We start from the raw sequence: 21747 nt of genomic DNA, 5'->3' as shown, positions 1-21747 counted from the left end.
GCAAATGTCTCTATCTTCATCGTCTTAATCTGTTTTTTTTTTTAATGATGCGTATAGGACTGCTATAACCACACTAGAGGCTACAGCAGTCCTATGGAAACTAATCAGATAATCTATTCTTCATATTAGAATGAGATACGTGTACCCACACCAAAGTTGATAGGCGGGATGCCTACCGCCTTGGCTGATTCACCCCCAGCGACCCATAGCTCACTACCTAGATGGGCAAAGACATTGATATTGGGGTGTACGTAACAGCCGAAGCGACCTCCGAGAGTTAGGTAGCCGAAACTTTCTGTATTCACCTCTCTATTAGATAGAACTCCTAGAGTACCATATCCTAACTCTACAGAAGCATTGAATGCTCGAGCGAAGTTAAACTCCTTGCGTAGACCATAGGTCATACGTATGAAAAGAGCCGATACATCTTCAGAGGTCACTGCTAGTACGCCAAAGCCTCCATCCTTAGACGCCTTGAGTCCAAAAGGTATACCCATACGGACGAAGAGGAAAATACCTGGGACAGACTTCCCCTTGAGCTTTGGAATCAGCGACAAAAGGTCTGAAGCACGGTAATCCACCTCAGCACCCACATACATAAAGTTCACCAAAGGAGTCAATCCGACTCCTAGATCAGGCTTGCTGATGAGGGTCATACCCTCTTCGAGGCGACTAAACCCTGCATATTGATAGAATCGTGTGAAGTCCTGCTGGCTGCCATCGGCAATCTTCTTGTTGTCTGCAATGTGCATACCAACACGTACGGCACCACGGCGTACAGTCTTGGTCTCTCCTGTGGCGGGATCAAGGACATTCTCTACGACGAAAAAGCGGTCGTCCGTCTTCAAGTTTTCCTTCGTCCCTATCTTAGCAGAGATAGGACTCGTCTGAGCGATGGAAGCCTGAATCTCTAAGTCGTGTACATTATTAGCGATTAGCACATCTGCTAGTTGGAATACGTTCATAGCGAGCGTCTCGTAGTTGGTATCCTTGCCCACAGCTGTACCCTTGGTCATACCCATCACAAAAGAGGAGACCTTGTTTTCCTTCGTTGCATAGACAAACTTTAGTGGGAATGTAGCCTTGTCTATTCCTTCGGGTGAGTTGAAGTGCTTCGTATAGAAGGCATTCATCGTCTCAGCACCGAAGTCTAGCTTATAGACGAATCCGCTCACCTTTGCCTCTTTGGCCTCAGTGAGATATACATAATATACGATTACATAAGAGCGGTCGATGAGCTGCTCTCCGATGGTATTTAGCTGTACAGAGAGGTCTCTATGAGCCGTCTTTGCCTCAACGATATCAGCATCCGTTGCGGCAAATGCTCCTCTCGCCTCTAGGACTTCGAGAGAGTACCCTTTGCTTGCCTTATCATAACGAGGGAACCAGCTCTTCATAATCATACGCCCCACGTGCGCATTCTCGAGAACACGAGTGATCTCATCTTGGAGTGCTTGGCGACCTTCGGCACTATTGGGGTCTTTAGGCGGTGTCAGCTCGATGCGATCTAGGACAATCTCATTGATGTCAAACTGCTCATTGGGATGCTGTTGCATTATCTCAACTAGTCGCTCTGCGACGTCGGAGCCATCTGTTGCATAGATGACGGAGCGAGATGGACGTAGATACTTACGTGAGAGCAGGTCTGTACGAGCTGCCGTCAGCGTCTCGACCTCTTGAGCATTTAGCTCTGTGGAACAGACAGCCTGTAGCCCTACAAAAGCCCCTAATACCAGCGCTAATAATGTAGTTTTCTTCATTTGGTTTTTATTTGATTATATGTGATTTGTAGCGCAAAGATACAGTCGTTGTAAGCTACTAATCAAGGGGTAAAATGGAGGTAATCGGGATTTGTCCAAATACAGCAGAATCCGATATGGTTTCACCAAGATTTGGACGAAATTCCTCTCTTGGACTCGATGCCGTAACTCTCACGAGTAGGGATACCTAAACGAGTAAAGAGCTGTAGGGACTGGACGGCTCGTGCGTCCGTTGTAGAACGATCGAGACGTCGTAGCCTGGACATCGTCAAACTTAACGACAACGGACGCCCTCCGACTGGACACTCTCGTGAGTCCCTACACAGGGTTACTCGTCTTGCGGTTCGACAACGGCTGCCCTCCGACTGGAGGTTGGGTCGCTACAATAATTTAGAACTGGATACATACCAAAACGACGCTGTGTCGGGGAAAAGTGATTTCCACGTGGATATTTCAAAATCTCCACGTGGGGAATAAAAAATTCCTCGGAGGAATGAAATGAAACTTCGGAAGAATGAAATGAAACTTCGGATGAAATGAATCACGCCCACGTGGAAAATAAAAAATAGCCACGTGGAGATTTGAGATTTCCCACGTGGATATTCGAGAAAGAAGGGAATCGGACGAATTTCCCTGTAAAGATCTGTTATTAGAGGTTAGAGTGCAGAGCCGACACATTATATAATAATGAGTTCATCTACTCCTCGCTTGTCGCTATGTGTAGCTCCTGACAGAGCAATTAGTGAGACTGTTGACTTTTGCAACAGTCTCATTATAATGCGTCAGCCCTCCAGTTTCATACGGGAGAAACTAAAAGAGACTGCCACACGATGGTGAGCTTAATCGCTTGCCACTATGTAGCAGTCTCTACTATAGAGAAGGGGGTAGCCCTACTTCTTGACCACTAGTCGCTCCTGCCACCCAGTGCCTACGAGGAGGTAGACACCATCGCTGAGAGCTGTCAGGTCAATCTGTAGATGCCCCTCTGCATCTGCTTGCATAGCGCACAGTAGCTCGCCCTCCATACTGTAGAGCTTGACCTCGCTAGCAGGGTCTACTCCCTCTACGATAATGTACTCTCTAGCAGGATTGGGGTAAAAGCGAATAGCTTCGGTATTGACTTCCGCTATATTCGTATGGTCTACGAAGGTTGCCTTCACTTCGGTAGCACCCTTGACGACAAACTTCTTCGTGGCAAGGATATCCTCTCCGTTGGCTGTGAGGGCGGTAAGCTCGCACTTGTCGTTCTTACCCGTAGCTTGGACTGTCAAGGTAGTGCCATAGGGTACCGCCTTGAGATCTACGTTCTCAACAATCGAAATCGTACCATGCTCATTGCTCGTTAGGGTCACGGCGAACGTCTTCTTCTCAAAGGTCGCCTTGACTTCAGTAGCACCCTTTACAACGAACTTCTTCGTAGCGAGGATGTCAGTGCCGTTGGCAGTAAGTGCAGTAAGCTCGTACCCCTCGGCTGGAGTAGTGGCAATCGTTAGCTCTGTGCCGTAGGGGACAGCGGTGAGATCGTCGGCTCCCGTAGCGGTGAGCGTACCCTCACCCTCCTTGGAGAGTGTTACGATATACGTTACTATAGGATCCTCACCCTCGTAGTCGCCAGAGAAGGACTGGACACTCCAATTCTTACCCTTGGCGATGGCTACGTCACTCTTGAGACATATATTGCCATCTGTCTTAGCATCCAGTCCTATAACTTGAAACATGCCATGCTCCTTGCCCCTACGATCGGGTAAACCATTGACTAGCGCTGTCATCGCCTCACCCTTGATCTGATTACCAAAGCAATCAAGGAACTGCAATTCGCTATTATGTGACACATCAAGGTGGGTCAGCAGGTTCTCCCCGACACCTAATCCTGTCAGCTTAGTACACGGAGAAAGATCGAGTTGCGTCAGTTTATTCCCATAACACCCCAAGGTAGTCAATGCACGAGCATGTGACAGGTCTAGACTGGTCAGCGGATTACCCGAACAGGACAACAGTGTAAGCGTCTCGCAGTTTATGTCTAAGCTCGTCAACTGATTCTCATGCGAGGGGGGCGTCTCCAGATTTACAGCACCATCACACAGTAGGAGTGTCAGGTTACCCCGGAGGGTGACTGTCTGGCTCGTGAGCGTATAGAGATGCCCCGTGCCATCGAGTATCAGCGGCTCCTTGAGGCCCTCAGCGATGACAGTCTGCCCCTTGACGGGACTCACCGCCAGCATAATCTGCTCGCCTGCTGCCCTAGAGGTGGTCATCGTGATGACACCGTCACCGACAGAGGGCTGAGAGTCGTCCTCTCCCTCGTATGGGTCGCCATTTTCATCTTCGACACGCCAATTCTTACCCTTGGCGATGGCGACATCACTCTTGAGACATATATTGCCATCTGTCTTAGCATCCTCGCCTATAACTTGAAACCTGCCAGGCTCCTTGTCCATACGATCGGGTAGACCATTGACTAGCGCTGTCATCGCCTCACCCTTGATCTGATTATCATAGCATTCTAGGAACTGCAATTCGCCATTATGTGACACATCAAGGTGGGTCAGCTGATTCTTGGACAGTTCTACGTTCACTAGGTTAAGACACTGAGACAAATCTAGAGTCTCTAGTTGATTACCCGAACAGTCTAGCTTAGTAAGAGCTTCGTTGTGCGTAATGTCCAAGCTTTGGAGCGAATTCCCAGAGCAGTACAGCACTGTTAATGCATTACAGCTTGACACGTCCAAGCTTTGGAGCGAATTATAATAGCAGTACAGCTCGCTTAATGTATTACAGCCTGACACGTCCAAGCTTTGGAGCGAATTATCAGAGCAGTCCAGCTCGCTTAATGTATTACAGCCTGACACATCCAAGCTTTGGAGCGAATTCTTAGAGCAGTCCAACTTTGTTAATGTATTACAGCGTGACACGTCCAAGTTGGTCAATAGGTTCTGATAAGGGACAGGTGGCCTAGAGAGGTTTCCATTACATCTCAAAAACTCCAATTTCCCTAGGAGGGTGACTGTCTGGCTCGTGAGCGTATAGAAATGAGTATCGCCATCGAGTATCAGCGGCTCCTTGAGGCCCTCAGCGATGACTGTCTGCCCCTCGACGGGACGCATCGCCAGCATAATCTGCTGGCCTACTGCCCTAGAGGTGGTCATCGTGATAACGCCGTTGTCAAAATTCGCAAAGGTTGCCTTGATCTCGATGTCTTCCCTGACGCTCAGCTTCTTCGTCGCTAGAATGTCTTTGCCATTAGCCGTTAGAGCGATTAACTCGTAGCCTTCGGCTGGTGTCGCTTCGATCGTGAGCTCCGTACCGAAGGGGACTGCGTTGAGATCGTCAGCACCGGTGGCTGTGAGCGTTCCTTCGCCTTGCTTCGCGAACGTTACGGCAAAGGTCTTTGTCGGATCCTCTCCCTCGTAGAGGTAATATTTAATCTTTCCGTTTTCTAAAGTCGCTAGAGCGACTTGCCAGTTCTTAGCTTTAGCTATAGTAACATCGCTCTTGAGACATATATTTCTCTCCTCTTGAGAGGTATAATAAACGACAAAGATCCCAGCCTTCTTACCTGTGCGGTCGGGGAGGCTATTGACCAATTGCGTCATCGCCTCTCCCTTAATCTGATTAAGAAAGCACGATAGTCCCTCTAAGGAGCTACATTGGGAGACATCAAGATTTGTCAACTCATTTTGCTCACAGATGAGCACAGTGAAATCTCCTCGTAGGGATACTTGTTGGCTTGTAAGGGTATAGTCGACCCACTTATCTTCTTTGGGAGTCCCTGTCGCTCCTTCTATTACGACATCACCTTCCGCCAAGTAGGCGAAGGAGATATTTTCTCCGACTGCCCGTGCCGTGGTCATCGTGATGACTCCATCACCGACCACTAGCTCACCATCACAGTATACGGAGAGCTTAGCCTCCTCCATAAGAGGTATTACACTGATGATACGCTGCTCCTCTTCATTTACCTCGATAAAGGTGGCTGTGAGCGTAATATTATCGCCACGCTTTGCGCCTATCTGACGAAGTTCGGTTGCTAGATTTGGAGCAACAAGCTGCTCACCTCCAGCTGGAATGTCAATCTGCGTCCAACGGGTGCTAGTCGTCTGTTTCTCCTTCCGTAGCTCCCAGCGATAGAAGACATGGTTTGTTGGTGTCTTCGTACCTATATTGCGTATGCGTATCTGTGAGAGGTTGCCACTGTTCACATTTACCCTGACAGGCTGATCTGAGGAGAGGACGTAAGCTGGGCGTATGTCGGTCGCAGACTGTATGGAGACAGTCGTCGTCGATAACTGGTTAAAGCGATCTCCGATGAAATACCCTACTTCTAGCTCCACATCTCCAGATCCATAGGGGAATCGGTCTATCTCGAAGGTAACCTCTTTGACCGCTCCAGCATCTATCACTGGGATTATATTGACTACTGGTTCAAATATCCGTTCACCGACCTTTCTAGCGTATAGGTATAGTTGGCCGAAGAACTCTACTCGCCCTGTATTGCGTAGCTGGAGAGAAACTTTGCTCTTTTCATAGCCTACGATAGAGCTCTGAACAGATCCTGCGACCAGCTCTAGCATAGAGAGATTGCTACTAGCCTCCTCTGTTACGACATAGGAGCCATCGCTCTCCTGCGTGATCGTGTAGGTGTGACGATACTGCTCTTTGGCACGTTCGTGCTGACCGCAAGGTCTCCACGCAGTCTGACCCTTGGCATCTGTATGACGATATGCGAGGAAGATGTCCCAAGTGCCGACACCGATGTGATTACTCAGCTGTAGCTCTTCGGGGTCGATGCTAAAGTCTTGATAAAGTCCATCAATACGAGCATTGCGTGCGTATTGATCTAGGTACAGCGTATCTGTCGTTCCGACCTTGGTCACGCCATAGGTTACGGACCCATCGTATGGAGTCGCATCAGTTGTTAATGTAACGGTGTACTCTGCACTAGCATCAAGTGTACCCTCTGTGAAGGTCATCCCAAATCGCCACGTGGTCACCAGCGAAGACTCCTGTCTCTGAGATGAGCCGGTCTTGTCGGGCTTGATGCCTACGACTGCTCCTTGGCCGAGACTGAAGCCTCCTCCAGCACCACCACCTATACCGAGATCTGAGGGGACGAGGTAGTTGAGGTTGAAGTAGCCATCGCTCATGCCTCCCCAGCCCCAATTGATATGAAAGAGTCCCTCCATATCGTAACCATCACAGACAAAAGCGTGACCACCGCCACTACCCCTACCACTATAGACTACAGGACGAGCGGCTATCAGCTCGGCACGTAGCATCTGCTCCCAAGAGGCCTGAGTATAGTTGCTTCGACTCTTGAAGCTCACCCTCTTGTCATAGCGGAAGTGATCTGCCAAAGCTCGTGCTACAAGGGGCGTATAGGAGCCACTACCACTGGGTGCGTACATCATCTCGACAGCGACACCGGCATGGTAGGCAAGCGTAGAGAGTGCTTGGGTCTCCTCAGAGGTCGCAGACGATGGGTCGTTATACCGCTCAGGCATATGCGCCCAGTCATACGTAGTAGCCCCGTAGTCTACACTATGCTGGCGGTTACTTCTTTCTTCTGTATAGGAGAAGGTTCCCTCACCTTGCGTAGGCCACTGATGATAACGCATCACCTGCGTATAGGCGGTTGCGACACAACCGACTGGCATATGCTTTCCTTGATTGTCGGTAGGTGTCTGATTATTCCACGGGGCACTCTGATTCCACTGTATGTTTCCCAACAAAGGAGCAATCTGTGCTGGCTCTGTAGCGGTTCGGGGTGTAGGTCTGAGAGAGCTACGCAAACCTACACTAGAGGTAAGCTCATCGATACGCTCCTGACAAGCCTTGAGAAAGGCTCGGAGCTGTTCGGGCATATCCTGCTCAAGGACTTGTCCAGTCGTAGCGTAGCCAATATAGGGTGTCAGCTCATCATCACCAGCGATGATGACGAAGCCTGCATTGCTACCTCTATTATAAATATAGTAGTAGCGAGCCTTGTCGCCCGATAGGGTGCGTAGCTCTACACCAGCACTCTGACGTATCGGAGCTGATACGAGACTGAGCGGTTGTTGCGCAGGAGCCAACACCTTATGTGCATAGGCTACTTGATGGAAAAATTGCTCGGCGAGGTGTCGAGCTTCACGCTCGCTCAGAGGCCGAGCAAAGAGCGCACTCACACTACAGAGTAGTATGAGCGAGAGGGCAAGCACATGTCGCCAGCGGATTTGTAGATAGTTCATATATGATTGAGGATTGTTTTTGTTGAGACTTAAATTGACGCTAGTCGGATGGCTATGCCGAAGTTGAGTACAGGCAGGAACTGAGCCTTGTAAACTATCTCCTGCACCTTGGGGTCATAGTCTAGCAGTGTATTGAGATCACCTGCTATGGCATTGGGAGATGCTAGTCCTACCTTGCCCGTAAATAGCACCCCAAGGTCGAAGAAGAACGAGACCCCGGACTTAGGCGCTATCTGACCATAACCAATCCCCACGTAGGGCTTCACATTGCGTTGCCACAAGATTGAGACATCGGCCGAAGCATCGCCACTAGGCTGAAGGGTCACACCCGCTGAGGGGTCATTGGCATCTTGGATGGTAATGCGAGGCATATTGTTCGGATCAAGGTTGCTCTCCTGCTCCGTAATAGACCTCCCCGTCTTGGTGTCTATCAGCATAGCATGTACATGAACCTGAGGCGAGCCAAAAGTAAGTCCACCCGTCAGACGAAAGCCTCGCCCGAAGGGATGCCAGTCTAGCAAAAGCTGCCCCGACAAGTTGCTATAGGCGACCTTTGCATCTATCCCAGGCGTATAGCCTAGAGCCTTAGTATACTCCTGCATCTCAGTGGGGTTCCCAAAGTCAAAGTCTGCCTTACTATAGAGCTGCATCTTAGGGAAGAAGCCTATACCGCCTCGAACAGCCAGCTGTGGTATGATCCGAAACCCTAGCTGAGCAAATGTACCATAAGGGACAGAGACACCTACGGCTAGTCCGATCCCTGAGAGTCCTTTATTTGTAGGCTCCATAGGTTGACTAGCTCCACTTACCACGTAGCGACCATCGGCTAGTCGCTTATAAGAGGGAGACTCCTGTGCACTGAGGAGTGTGGAGAGGAGTAGGCAAGTTGCTACTCCTCCCATTAGTCGATTGAGTAGCTGCTTCATTTCGTCAATACGCTAGCTGTTCCTGTGAAGGTCACCTGCACCCGTATCGTCTTAACGTCGGGGTTAGGCCAGTCGGGGATTGACGCTCTTTTGCTGGTCACCATTATCGGCAGTTCACTGACACTGACATAAGGTAGTAGATCATGCTCGTGTAGGACTAAGTCTATCACGTCTGTCTGCGAAGGCTCTACACGAGTCTCTGCAAATAGTCGGCTATCCTTGCCTATATAGAGGCGTATGGGTGCTAAGATGGATAGATCTAAGCCTGTAGGGTTAAGGCACTTTATGGAGATCTTATCTAGTCGTAGACTCTTGATGTCGTCTACTGAGACATTTGTAGCTCCTAAGCTCTCCTGAACGCTCCAAGAGACATTGTCCTGATACAAGACCCGCTCTATCTCAACTCTCAGAGTACGCATCCCCGACTCTGGGATAGTAAAGTAATCTGCGACATTGAGCTGGATGTCGAAGGACTTAGTCATAGGCACCTCTGCCTCTACCTGTATCTGGCGAGTCGGACCCTTAGGGTCACAGCTCGGGAACACTAGAAGGGCAACTGCAAGAAGCCCCAAAGTGTACAAACGTTGTGTCAACTGCATAGCGTTATGTGATTAGTTTTTAATTGGATATTGTCTATTGAAATAAGGAAAGTCAGCCTGTTATATTATAGGAGTTGATAGATAATGATATGAGACAAGACACGCCCCGAGGAGCTGTGTCTTGTCTATTCGTTTAGGAGAGCTTAGAGATGAGGAGTAAACGCTCTAGCATCGGACTCGTTGCTAGCATCAAGCAGGTTCTCTCGCATCAGCTCTAGAGAGGGGGTACCCTGTGACACCATAGGAGTGGCAGGTCTGCTGTGTTTACTGCGGAATTTAATGGTATGGAGCGCTCCAGTACTCTTTGTAAGCCCTACGGGTATCCATCCCTTGGCTTTAATCTGCTCTAAGTGCCGGGGAGTGAAAGCATTCTCACCAAAGGAGTATTCTTCGTTCTCATTCTCACGAGTTGCCATAAGAAAGAGTCCTTTCAATTTATCAGGGATTTCATTTGTAAAGAGCTTGTCGAGGAACTGTGTGATAGCCTCTTCTGACATCTTACTGAATGTAAAATCCACAAAAAGACTACGGTTCCACCCTCGTTTCTGTTGCTTTTCATCAGACATGTCCTCTTCGTAGTACTTATTTTCTGCTTCGACTACCTCAATAGATGTCAGCTGATTGTTCTGAGCATAGAGCTGAGCAGGGACATGGTGGAGCTTGAGCGTAGAGAGTTGATTATTTGATATGTATAATAGGTTGAGGCGCTTCAGACGAGAGAGATCTAGAGAGCCTTGAAGCTTATTGTCGCAAAGGTCTAAAAGGATTAATGTCTCAGGAAGCTTAGAAACATCTAGTGAAGTCAGATTTTTATTTCTGAAGGCTAGAGCCTCTAGCTTGAGATGACTTATGTCGGGTATAGGAGTAGAGGAACTATCTAGATATAAATCTAAGAGCTTATTACAATGCGTGAGGTCTAGCTCTTTGAGAGACATTTTACCTAAGGTAAGACTCCTTAGATCAGTAGCCTTAGATAGATTTAGTTGCTCTAGCTTGGGAGAAGCCCACAAATATAATTTCTTGAGAATAGGTTCTGTAGGTAGTGCTATGCTAGTTAGCTTATCGAGCCGGACCATCCGTATATATACAAGGGCCTTGCACTGAGAGAAGTCTAGATCGGTGATATTAGGACAATCAAACATATTAAAGGCCTCAAAGTTAGGCGCCTTAGATGCCACAAATGCAGTGAGTGGAGCTTCTTGAATATTGACCCCGATCACATTACCCTTGATGACTACATTAGGGTCGGTGATGGTATAGCAGACCCACTCCTTCAAATCAGGATAGCGTGTGGGGTACTCCGAGGGCTTCATCCCCTTAAACTCAAGCTTTCCCTCAGCCCAGATGCCCATAGAGATGGTGTCGCCCACCTTCATACCAGAGGCAAAGGCGATGCCCTCGTCCTCTCCGAGGAGCTTGAGGAGCTCCTGCTCCTGTGCAACCACCTCGGGATTGCGAGGGGTCTCTTTCTTTTGATTTGGCTCATCCTTCTTGCATGAGATGAGTAGGATGCTGGCTAGTAGTAGGAGCCAAGACATCAGGTGTAGTTTGGATTTCTTCATTGTTATATTTGGTTTTGATTAGTGTCGTTATCCAGGCTCTAGCGATTCTAAATACCCCTAGAGAGTGCATAAATACCCTCTAGGGGATACTAAAGAAGAGGCTTATAGACAACACAAAGTTACAAGCTTTAAGGGCTACCAATCAAGAGCAAAAAGGGCACTTCTCGGGATTTGTCCAAATACAGCAGAATCCGATATGATTTCTCCAAGATTTGGCAGATTTTAGGATCAAGTGCAGGGCTGACGCATTATAGCGGACGAGTGCATCTACGTCTCTATGGTAGAAATCTGAAGGTGGGGGAAATTGGGAAATTCATCCGTAGATATTTTGGATTATCCAACGAGGAAACGAAAAAATCTTCCGAACTTTCATTTCATTCTTCCGAAGTTTCATTTCATTCTTCCGAAGTTTTATTTCGCCTCTTCGTGGGGAATTTTCGTTTTCTCGTGAGCTATTGGGAATTTCCTTGGTAGATATCGGACTTAGCGAAGATGTATGAGTATTGGTAGCGCTATGAAGCGAGGCTTAATCCACATATCCCAGAGTTGTTGTCAAGCGTAGTTAGTAGAGTACCGATATATAATGCGTCAGCCCTGGGTATGAAACTCTAGTTTCACCTGTATGAAACTTTAGTTTCACTAGGTGAAACCTAGCTTAGCGGGCAAAAAGAGGGGGCTGTACCGCAGCGTCGCGATACAGCCCCTTGGGTTGGGTCGTTTGGACCGTGATTAGTCGGAGAGCTGGAAGTAGCGCCGCACCGCCTCCTCGTCGCGGGAGATCTGCTTGCGCAGTGCCTCTAGGCTCTCGAAGTGTAGCTTCTTACTTGACTAGTAGGACTGTGCTCTCAGATGCGCTCTTGAGGATATATGCTCCATCGGGTAGACTGTGCAGATCTAGCTCTACACTCCCGAGGTCATTAGCTGTGGCACGCTGTAGAAGCTCGCCCTGAGAAGAGTAGAGTGCTACGACCTCACCACGACTTAGCCCTGCTACGTGTACATACTCCTTAGCTGGGTTGGGATAGACTCGTAGAGCAAGCGTAGAGGGTGCCTCTACAGATACATTGTCCGACTCGTTGCTCTTCAGCTCCCAGTTTTTGTCTTTAGCTACTTTGATAAGTTCGTCTGGGCACTTGTTGAGCTCGGTAGTGCTTGTCTTGCTGATGGCATAGAGTAGACCTGCTGTCTGACCTTTGCGGTCTGGAAGAGCCTGTATGAGTTGGCTCATAGCTTTCTCCTGGATAGCATTGTTGTAGATGCTGAGCTTCTCAAGCTTTGATGCAGTAGCTATCTTAATCTCGCTAATCTTATTACCCTGACACTCTAGAGTCTGTAGTTGAGGGGCCTTGGTTAGATCTAGAGTAGTAAGTTTGTTGGAGCTACAGTTTAGCTTGAGCAAGGGGTGGTCTGCAGATACAGAGATGCTTGAGACCTTCTTTTTGCTACAGTCTAGCTCGGTAAGCTTGCCGTGGATCGTGAAGGTAGTACTCTCAACGGTGTACTCCTTCGTCCCTGGATCAAAAGGCTCACGGAGCCCCTCTAGCATGATGTCGTCATTGTCCTCGCCCGCCATGCTGAGAGAGACTTTGTCTCCTACTTTGAGAGCTGTCGCAAGGGTGGTCTCACCAGCAGGGTATACAGGATCACTGCCTTCGTATTTCTTGGGGTTGGGAGCGTTGAAGTCAAAGACTTTAAAGCCACGTCGCTTAGCCTCAAGGGCATCTTTCTTGAGACATACGTTGTCTCCAAACTTCTTGGCGAAAAAGCTGTCTATAACGTGTATCTCCCCATTCCTCTCCTCTTGGGATCGGTCGGGTAGGCTATAGATGAGACGACCCATGACGGTCGCTTTGATCTTATTGCATGAACAGTATATGAAGCGGATCTTGGGTGTCTTGGAGAAGTCTAGACGGGATATTTGATTGCGTGCACAGTCTAGGAACTCTAGACTGGAGCTCTTAGATAGATCAAGCTCTGAGATATTGTTTCTAGCACAGTGTACGACTACAAGCTGAGGGCATGATGCTAGGTCTAGAGCTGTAATCTTATTGTTCCAACAGTCTAGGTTCTTCAGAGAGCTGCTCTTGGAGATGTCGAGGGAGGTCAAGATGTTTTTCCCACACTTGAGTGTGTCAAGAGAGGAAGCCTTGGTGATATCAAGCTGATCGATCTCATTAAAAGTGCAGGTAAAGTTGGTGATATCTCCGTTGACGGACACCTTATCCTTCGTGAGGGTGTAACGGTGGAGAGCTCCGTCTGCTACGATAGGTTCTTTTAGTCCATCGGCCTTTACAGGAGTCTTTGCCTTAACGCTGAGCTGAACTTTAGCCCCGACCTTACGCGTCGTGTGAAATGTGATGGACTCTTTGCTCTCGGACGTATTGCCTCCGTCTTGAGCAGATGTAAGAGTGACGCTACCTAGGAGCATCATGATGAGTGAGAGGAGTAGGCTCCTCCGCAACAAACTGGTAGTAAGTTGATTCATGTTCTTTTCGTATTATGGTTGAAAATACGAGCGCAAAGGTACGATCAACTTTCTCTCTAGAAAATCAGTTTATGTAGGTATTTTAGAGGTGTGGAGTAGGTAAGCTTGAGTATTAGTCGGAGAGCTGGAAGTAGCGCCGCACCGCCTCCTCGTCGCGGGAGATCTGCTTGCGCAGTGCCTCTAGGCTCTCGAAGTGTAGCTCCTGACGTAGTCTATCGCAGAGGGAGATCTGTAGCTCCTGACCGTAGAGGTGGTACTCCTCGCCACCCATTAGAAAGACCTCAATCATCGTCTCTTCCTTGGCTAGCTCGAGCGTGGGGCGTGTGCCTATGTAGAGCATGCTCGGTATATCTCGCTGCTGGGTCGCTCCAAAGGGATCAATGGTCGTGCGTGCCATGTAGACGCCAGCGGGTGGAAGCGCTTTGTAGGGGGAGGGTACCTCTATATTGGCGGTTGGGTAGCCCAGTTTGCGCCCTATCTGAAGACCTGTCTTGACTTTGCCCAAGATGGTGTAGGGGTGTCCTAGCTGTCTCTCCGCCTCGGTCACGGCTCCAGTGTCTATCCAGCGACGTATGGCGGTCGAGCTGATGGGATCTTGGCTCGTGCTGTCTCCCAAGGTATATGCCTCTCCACGTATGCAGCGTATGCCGTAGTGCTGCGCTATCGCCTGATAGTCCGCAAAGTCGAGCCCCTTGTCGTGACCGAAGTGGTGGTCAAAGCCCACGACGAGTGTGTGGATATGTAGCTGCTCGTCGAGGTACGTGCGGAGAAACTCCTCGGCACTCATCTGTGACAAGGACACTGTAAAGGGGATGACAGCGACCCGCTCTATGCCCATCTGGTGCAGGAGTAGCTCCTTCTCTCGCTCTAGCGTGATGAGGCGGAAGGGACGCTCGGGGTGTAGTACCAGCTGCGGGTGCGGATCGAAGGTAACGACTCCTGAGGTCAAGTGGTCTCGCTCGGCTATCGTGAGGACTTGGCGGATGAGTGCTTGGTGCCCTAGATGTACTCCATCGAAGGCTCCCATGGCAACGACTAGATGCCTCGTGGACTCTGCTCTTTGCATCGGATGAACTGCTTTTATGAGGGTGTGGCTTTATCTTATCCAGGCTTGGGGGTTGAGCTTGGTGCGCTCGTGCCATACTTGGAACTGCATGACCCCATACTGTCCCTCCTCGTCACTCGCCACGGTGCCTAGGACTTGACCTGTCTTGACCTTTTGCCCTGCTCGGACTGAGACGTTCTGCAGGTTGGCATAGACGGTCAGATAGTTACCGTGACGTATGATGATGGAGTTGTTGTAGCCTGGCACGACGAAGACCTTGCTGACTACTCCGTCAAAGATGGCGACCGCCTGGGTGCCTCGTGACACCTGTATGTCGATACCGCCATTGCGTGTCTGCACTAGGGCTAGGTCATCGTGCTGCTGGAGACCAAAGCGTCTGATGACACGGTAGCGCCCCTTGACAGGTGCGGGGAGCTGTCCCTTGTTGGCAGCAAAGGAACTAGCCAGCTTACGCTCGGTAGCATCCATCGCATAGCCATCCTTGGTCTCGGCGCGACGCTCAGCCTGCTTGGGCACTTTCTGCCCCTTATTACGAGCCTCACGCTCGAGGCGCTCACGCTCCTCACGTGCCTTGCGCTCTGCCTCAGCTATCTCACGAGCTATCTGATCTTGGATAGCTTGGTTGAGCTGCTCTGCCTTACGTTGTTGCTGCTTAAGCTTCTTCTGGAGTGATTGCCGTTCGGAAGAGAGCTCCTTGACCTCGGAGGCGATGCTCTTCTGCTGTTGCTCTAGCTTGACACGCTCCTCGGCACGTAGCTGTAGGAGCGTCCCTTTCTGCTGCTTAGTCGCTATGAGTTGGTTTTGGCTCGCTTGGAGTCGCTCACGGGTGTCGTGTAGCTGTGCTGCGACCTCCTTGTGCGCTCTAGCATAAGCGGAGAGGTAGCGCACACGACGTATGCCCTCGTCAAAGCTGGAGGCGGAGAGGATGAAGAGCAGCCGATCCTCAAAGCGGGGGCGCTGCTGGAGTGCTCGCAGTGTCTGGGCATAGCGTCCACGGCTTACCTCTTCCTCTTGCTGTAGCACACCAATCTGTCTGGCTAGCGAATCGATGGAGACGTTGAGCAGAGAGACCTCTTGATCTAAGAGTGAGATGACTTGGCTTCGGTCTTTGATCTGCTGACGAACAAGTTTGTCTTGTCGGTTCTTTTCGGATAGGCTCTGACCGAGAGCCTTGATCTCTTTGTCGGTCTTCTTAATAGCGTTGAGTAGCTCGGTACGCTGCTTCTCAAGCTTGCGTACGGCTGCGGACTTCTTGGGTTGCTGTGCCAAGAGTAGGGTGCCTGTGAGCGTGAGTAGACAGAAGGTATAGAGTAACCGTCGGAGGTGTGACATAGATCGATGGGGAAGTGTGTGAAAACTAAAGAAGCCTAAGTAACTCGTCTAGGGTCATAGTCTTATAGCCATCACGAGGCTCGGTAATGCGCTCGCGTAGTTGGGCTGGGCTGAGCACTTTGCTCTTGCTATACTTTAGCTGCATGGAGAGACGCTTGCGAGGGGTAGAGACGAGGAGCTGTGTTGCAATAGCTTTGCTGGAGCCGCTTTGGTAGCTGTACCGTCCCTGCAGATAGCCTTTTTGGCTTTGGTCTGTGGAGGCAATGCGGATAGCTCCTAGCTGGCATTGCGGATTGACCATATAGTCGGCGACCCAGGGCTTGCCCTTGGGGCTATGGAGTGAGACCTCAAGGGAGCCTTTTCCAACGCTGTACTCACTATCGGCTAGGTAGGTGGGCTGCCCAAGGAGCAGGTCGCGCAGGAGTGTGTAGGAGACCTCAGCCTCAAGTTGCTCGCTCAGCTCAGAGTAAGTGATGGTGACCTTGGCGTCGTGCATCATGTCGTACAGAGCGACGTGGTCAGGGAGCACGTAGATGCGCAGAGCCTCGATGAAGGGGAGCGGACGAGCCGAGAGCATCATGCCCTCGCTCTGATCCACAAAGAGGTCTATACGTGTGGATAGCTGCGAGTTGCCTAGAGATAGCTCAGCATTAGCGATGCGATGCTCGGGCGTGTGGCTGATCTGAAGTATTTGGTCAGAAAGCCACGAGCCACCTAGAGCGCAGCCTCCGTCGTCTGCGACTGTGGGCACCTTTGGAGAGCTAGGGTGAGTGGTGCGTGTGCCACAAGCTAGGAGCAGTAGTACGCTACTGATCAAGAGGAGGGTGTATGGTAGTGAGTGTCTCATTGCTTGTCCATCATAACTAAGGGTTCAGCGCATCAATCTTCTGCTGGAGCGCCGTCGTGGGGGCTAACTTGTAAGCTCGCTGCCACTGCTGGAGGGCAGCTTGCCGATCGCCACCCTGCAGATAAGCGTCGCCTAGTCGCTCGATGTAGCCCGCATTGGGCTTGCCTAATTGCTCGGCTCGCTCTACCGCTTGCGAGAGCATGAGCTGTGCCATGGTCGTTTTGCCTTGAGCTAGGAGAATAGTGCCGTAAGTGTCGAGGATGTTGGCCTCTTCGGGGGCTAGTCCGTAAGCTGTCGCGGCTAGTTGCTCGGCTTTCGCTAGATGGCTACTGTCTTGTGGCGATAAGGTGTAGAGGTAGTAGGCGTAGTTGTTGAGCAAGATAGCATCTCGTGGAAAGAGTCGCTCCGCTATCTCAAAGACCTCTAGTGCCTGTGCCGACTGCTTCTGTCGCTCGTAGATGAGCGAAGAGTAGAGGAGTAGCAGACGCAGTCCTTCGGTCGGCTTAACGCCTTCGGCGGTTTTGAGTTTGGTCCAGTCTAACTGGCTACTGATCGCTTGCTTAGCTTCGTCTAAGCGGTCTCGAGCGATGAGTTCGCCAGCGTAGAGCGCCAGGATCTGAAGGTCTGCGGGGTAACGCTTGCGTGCCGATGTGAGGTACTCTAGTCGCTCCTGCTCCTTCATCTGCGAAGCCTGCACGAGTACCGCACTATAAGCGGTCTTGGGGTTGTCGTAAAAGTGCTTGATCAGTTGCTCCGCCTGCGCTTTCCCCTCTTGTGCCGAGACAATCATATAAAGGTCAGCGAAGAGCTTCGGATCGGTCGGCTCTAGCTCTGCAAGGCGTGTCAAGGCGGGGATAAACTCTGACGGGATCTGGCTAATGTCTGAGAAGTCTGGCAGTAGCATGGAGACAATGCGTGCCGAGACAGAGGTGATGCTGTCTTGTCGCGCTAGATAGCGGTAGAGGTAGTCGGCCGATTGCTTGGTGTCTCGGCGCGAGGCGATCAGTTCGGCACGAGTCACCTCGATATAGGCGTCGGGTAGAGAGAGAGTCTGCTGAAGTTGCGCCAGAGCCTTTTCTATCTGGTCGTCTAGCCTCAGTGCGTTGAGCGCTTCTAGACGTGTGTGGTGATTGCCAAGGTTGCTCGGCTCAAGCTCAACTAGACGCTCCGCAGCTTGGAGCATGCGCTGGTAGTCTCCTAGCTTGGAGGAGGACTGAGCGATGAGTCGGTAGTAGACTTCTTGTTGCTGAGGATCTGTGAACTGCGTTGTGTCTAGCTGTGCAATCTGCTCTAGCAACTCTTGGTTCTTGTTTAGCATCGCTAGGTTGGTCAGATGAACGAGCAGTATGTTCGGATGGTTCAATACCTCTCTCGGGAGCATAGCAAAGAGCGAGTCCGCCTCATTAATCTCTCCGCTACTGTAGAGGAGCGTGAGGTAGTAGCGTACGAGCTCTTGGCTGGCGCGTGCTTGGTCGCCTCGCTTGGTGAAAAGGATTTTGAGTAGATCTTTAGCTTCGCTTTGCCGACTTGTCAGGTCAAGCCAACTGGCTAGCGGAACCGCCGTCCGAACCTGCTGGTCGGGATAGCCATCGTAGAGGTAGTAGAGGTAGCCGATGGCAGGCTCTTGCGCTCCTGCGAAGAAGAGGATATTGGCGTAGTCCTCAATGAGCGAGTAGGCAGTCCCCTTCGTCTCTGTGGACTGCGCAGAGACTTTAGCAGAGGTTAGCCCTAGCAGAGCTAAGAGAAGGAGTAAGAGCGTCTGCCGACCGAAGCTTTTCATACGCCAGTATGTCCAAAACCGCCATCGCCTCGCTGAGTGTCCGAAAGGCTCTCGACCTCAATCCAGTCGCACTGCTCATGGCGTGCGAAGACTAGCTGAGCAATCCGCTCGCCAGGAGCTATCTCCACTGCCTCTTGAGATAGATTGATAAGGATTATCTGTAGTTCGCCACGATAGTCTGCGTCGATCGTGCCAGGCGCATTGAGTACGGTCAGCCCCTGCTTGATGGCCAGTCCACTGCGTGGACGCACCTGTCCCTCGTAGCCAGCGGGGATTTCCATGTATAGACCAGTGGGTATCAGCCTACGCTCTAGGGGTGCTAGCAAGACGCTTTGCTCTAGGTTAGCTCGTAGGTCTAGCCCTGCAGAGAGTGCCGTAGCGTATTGGGGCAGGGGATAGGAAGAGCGGTTGATAATCCGAATAGGAAGCATGAGTTGAGTAGGTATAAAGGTTATTGCTGTGGCGGGTCGCACCACTTGCCGTCACTCTTGATGAGTTCAATGAGGTGATCCACAGCTTCTGCCGAAGGGATGCCATGCACGAGTCGCTCCTGGCCTCGGTATAGGTCGACCTTGCCGACGCCACCGCCCACGTAACCGTAGTCCGCATCGGCCATTTCGCCAGGACCATTGACGATGCAGCCCATCACGCCAATCTTGAGATTAGGTAGATGCGCTAGTCTTTGCTTGACCTGCGCCACCGTCTGCTGAAGGTCAAAGAGCGTGCGCCCACAGCCTGGACAACTGATGAACTCGGTGTGGGTCATCTTAATGCGTACCGCTTGAAGGATACCATTGAGCAGGTCCAGACGAGCCTTAGGACTCATAGCCACTGCTGAGAAAGCGACCGCATTGCCGATCCCCTCTAGAAGTAACGAGCCTAGCTGCGTAGCGCAGTCAATCAAGATGTCGTCATAGCCTCTCGCATGGGATGTATAGTGTAGCAAGATGCGAGACATCGTACCTCTTCTCGAGAGCTGCTCCACGGTATAGCGTACCTTATATATATAGTCCAGCTCTGCGCCTCGTAGTTCCAGCCAAGAGCGACCGTCCCAGTGAGCTACAAAGTCCTCTAAGTGCTGCACTAGTCGATCCATTGGCGTGTCAAGGTTGATGACTTGCAGTGTCTGCCTTTCCTCGGCGAAAGCCAATTGCGTCTCCTCCAGTCGAGCATCAAAGCCTACGCCGAGAGCCTTCCCATCGCTGTCCAGTGTCAGCACAGCGGGGTAGTGAGCCAGCGTTGTAGCGCCCTGCGCTTGGTTACGAGTTACGGAGCGATAAGTATGGCTTCCGTAGATAGGTCTCGTCTGGTCAAAAGTGGCCAACTGATCAATGTACGCGATAAGCTTCTTCCCAAAGCGAAGCTCCGCCTCGGGTTCTTCGCTCAGAGAGACTCTCAGCGTGTCGCCCATACCGTCAACGAGCAGGCTAGCAATGCCGATACAGCTCTTGACACGTCCATCCTCGCCAGCACCCGCCTCGGTGACCCCGAGATGTAGCGGATAGTGCCAGCCTAGCGCATCTATACGCTCCACCAGTAGGCGCACAGCTTGCGTCATAACTAGGACGTTGGAGGCTTTCATTGAGATGACCACGTCACGCATTCCTAGGCTGTCACACACCTCTAGGTACTCCATGCAGGAGGCAACCATCCCCTCGGGCGTGTTGCCATACTGAGCTAGGATGCGCTCAGAGAGGGAGCCGTGATTGACACCAATGCGTATAGCACGGTGGCGAACTTGAGCCTCGCGAACAAAGCGCCCGAAGACCTCTGCTATCTCCGCCTGTGCCGTCTCATCGTCTAGCGAAGCCTTCTGGTGAAGGAAATTGCCCGGGTTGATACGCACCTTATCCACATGCTTGAGCGCCTCAAAGGCAGGCTCACTCCTAAAGTGTATGTCCGCCACCAGAGGCATACGACACCCCTCGGCGCGTAGTCGCTCAGCGATCACGCCCAGATTGGTAGCCTCTCGTACCCCTTGAGCCGTATACCTAAAGAGTTGACACCCTTCGCTGGCACAGCGCAGGGCTTGTGCCACACAGAGGTCGGTCTCCATGGTACTCACGTTAGCCATGCTCTGTAAGAGCAGTGGCGACTCGCCTCCTAGACGAGCCTCACCGACAGGCACGGAGTAACTCTGACGACGCTGGTATCTACAGAGAGACATATTATGGTAGTAGGTGTGTATAGCAAAGATAAACGAGTAGGGGAGGAGGGTAAAAGCTGTGTCACCCTCCGCCTCTACATCGTCTTATCGTTAGTTCGTTTTGTACTTATAGTCAGAGATCTGTGCTAGCTCTTTGTTAGCCTTGACGATCTTCTCCTTGAGCGAAGCCTTCTGAGCTCTCACTCTTTGGGCTATCTCAGGATCGCCTAGTGCCAGCATCTGAGCTGCTAGGAGCGCTGCGTTTTGCGCAGCATTGACTCCGACCGTTGCTACGGGGATGCCTGGAGGCATCTGTACGATAGCTAGCAGAGCGTCTAGTCCCTCTAGAGAGGCATCAATGGGCACTCCAATCACAGGCAGGGGTGTCATTGAGGCGATGACACCGCATAGGTGTGCGGCCATACCAGCAGCAGCTATGACGACACGTACGCCACGCTCCTCGGCACCTCGTGCGAACTCAGCTACTTCATCGGGAGTGCGATGGGCAGAGAGTGCGAGTAGCTCAAAGGGTATCTCTAGTGCCTCCAGTTGCTTGGCGGCACGCTGCATAATGGGTAGATCACTCGTGCTACCCATAATGACGCTAACGAGAGGTTGCATCTGCTCTAGCTCTTACTTACCGATCTTCTCTTGATAGCCAGCAGCGTCAAGTAGCTCGTCAGCCTCTGCGGGATTTGCGATAGCTACCTTGATGATCCAGCCCTTGCCGTATGGATCTTCGTTGACCAGCTCGGGAGCATCCTCAAGCTCTGCGTTGACCTCTAGGACCTCGCCCGTCATAGGCATCATCAGGTCAGAAACAGTCTTGACAGCTTCGATAGAGCCAAAGACTTCGTTGCGCTCGACCTTCTCACCCTCAGTGTCAACGTCCACATAAACAATCTCGCCAAGCTCGCTCTGAGCGAAGTCGGTGATACCGATGATAGCCTCGTTGCCATTGATGCGGACCCACTCATGGTCAGCTGTGTACTTTAGTTCGTTTGGGAAGTTCATAGT

14 protein-coding genes are annotated in these 21747 nt (G+C 51.0%); all 14 read right to left on the bottom strand.

Going from position 1 to position 21747, the window contains the following annotated elements; all coding sequences use genetic code 11:
• Positions 1–125: 125 nt before the first annotated feature.
• On the bottom strand, positions 126–1760 hold the full coding sequence (locus tag Q0X57_RS02425) for a hypothetical protein (RefSeq protein ID WP_297727110.1): 1635 nt from the start codon (positions 1758–1760) through the stop codon (positions 126–128).
• A gap of 890 nt (positions 1761–2650) precedes the next feature.
• Positions 2651–7987, bottom strand: coding sequence for a C10 family peptidase (locus Q0X57_RS02420; protein ID WP_297727107.1), 5337 nt, complete (start codon positions 7985–7987; stop codon positions 2651–2653).
• Positions 7988–8016: 29 nt separating this feature from the next.
• Positions 8017–8913: a hypothetical protein gene (locus tag Q0X57_RS02415; protein WP_297727104.1), complete on the bottom strand. Its 897-nt coding sequence runs from the start codon at positions 8911–8913 to the stop codon at positions 8017–8019.
• Positions 8910–9395, bottom strand: coding sequence for a hypothetical protein (locus Q0X57_RS02410; protein ID WP_297727101.1), 486 nt, complete (start codon positions 9393–9395; stop codon positions 8910–8912). The genes Q0X57_RS02415 and Q0X57_RS02410 overlap by 4 nt, the downstream gene beginning before the upstream one ends.
• A 260-nt stretch (positions 9396–9655) precedes the next feature.
• Positions 9656–11074 (bottom strand): hypothetical protein, encoded by a 1419-nt coding sequence (locus Q0X57_RS02405; RefSeq protein WP_297727098.1) that lies wholly within the window; start codon positions 11072–11074, stop codon positions 9656–9658.
• A gap of 820 nt (positions 11075–11894) precedes the next feature.
• Complete coding sequence (locus Q0X57_RS02400; RefSeq protein ID WP_297727094.1) at positions 11895–13559, bottom strand: leucine-rich repeat domain-containing protein; 1665 nt, start codon at positions 13557–13559, stop codon at positions 11895–11897.
• A 112-nt stretch (positions 13560–13671) separates the two neighbouring features.
• Positions 13672–14625 (bottom strand): riboflavin biosynthesis protein RibF, encoded by a 954-nt coding sequence (gene ribF, locus Q0X57_RS02395; protein WP_297727091.1) that lies wholly within the window; start codon positions 14623–14625, stop codon positions 13672–13674.
• A 30-nt stretch (positions 14626–14655) separates the two neighbouring features.
• The gene (locus Q0X57_RS02390; RefSeq protein ID WP_297727089.1) at positions 14656–15957 is read right to left on the bottom strand and encodes a peptidoglycan DD-metalloendopeptidase family protein; all 1302 of its coding nucleotides are present in this window, start codon (positions 15955–15957) and stop codon (positions 14656–14658) included.
• 25 nt (positions 15958–15982) lie between these two features.
• Positions 15983–16804, bottom strand: a complete 822-nt coding sequence (locus tag Q0X57_RS02385) for a DUF4292 domain-containing protein (RefSeq protein WP_297727086.1) — start codon at positions 16802–16804, stop codon at positions 15983–15985.
• A gap of 16 nt (positions 16805–16820) precedes the next feature.
• Entirely contained in the window at positions 16821–18584 is a 1764-nt protein-coding gene (locus Q0X57_RS02380) for a hypothetical protein (RefSeq protein ID WP_297727083.1), read from the bottom strand.
• Positions 18581–19015 (bottom strand): dUTP diphosphatase, encoded by a 435-nt coding sequence (gene dut / locus Q0X57_RS02375; protein ID WP_297727080.1) that lies wholly within the window; start codon positions 19013–19015, stop codon positions 18581–18583. The genes Q0X57_RS02380 and dut overlap by 4 nt, the downstream gene beginning before the upstream one ends.
• Positions 19016–19035: 20 nt before the next feature.
• Positions 19036–20751: a flavodoxin-dependent (E)-4-hydroxy-3-methylbut-2-enyl-diphosphate synthase gene (locus Q0X57_RS02370; RefSeq protein WP_297727078.1), complete on the bottom strand. Its 1716-nt coding sequence runs from the start codon at positions 20749–20751 to the stop codon at positions 19036–19038.
• A gap of 90 nt (positions 20752–20841) precedes the next feature.
• Positions 20842–21351, bottom strand: coding sequence for a 5-(carboxyamino)imidazole ribonucleotide mutase (gene purE, locus Q0X57_RS02365; protein WP_297727075.1), 510 nt, complete (start codon positions 21349–21351; stop codon positions 20842–20844).
• 12 nt (positions 21352–21363) lie between these two features.
• Positions 21364–21744 carry a glycine cleavage system protein GcvH gene (gene gcvH / locus Q0X57_RS02360; protein WP_297727114.1) on the bottom strand — a complete coding sequence of 127 codons (381 nt, stop codon included), beginning with the start codon at positions 21742–21744 and terminating at the stop codon, positions 21364–21366.
• Between the last annotated feature and the right edge of the window lie 3 nt (positions 21745–21747).

It is taken from the genome of uncultured Porphyromonas sp., assembly GCF_947254915.1.
Taxonomy (GTDB): Bacteria; Bacteroidota; Bacteroidia; order Bacteroidales; family Porphyromonadaceae; genus Porphyromonas.
Note: the sequence above shows the minus strand (reverse complement) of the source record. Positions and strands in the feature narration are given on the sequence as shown.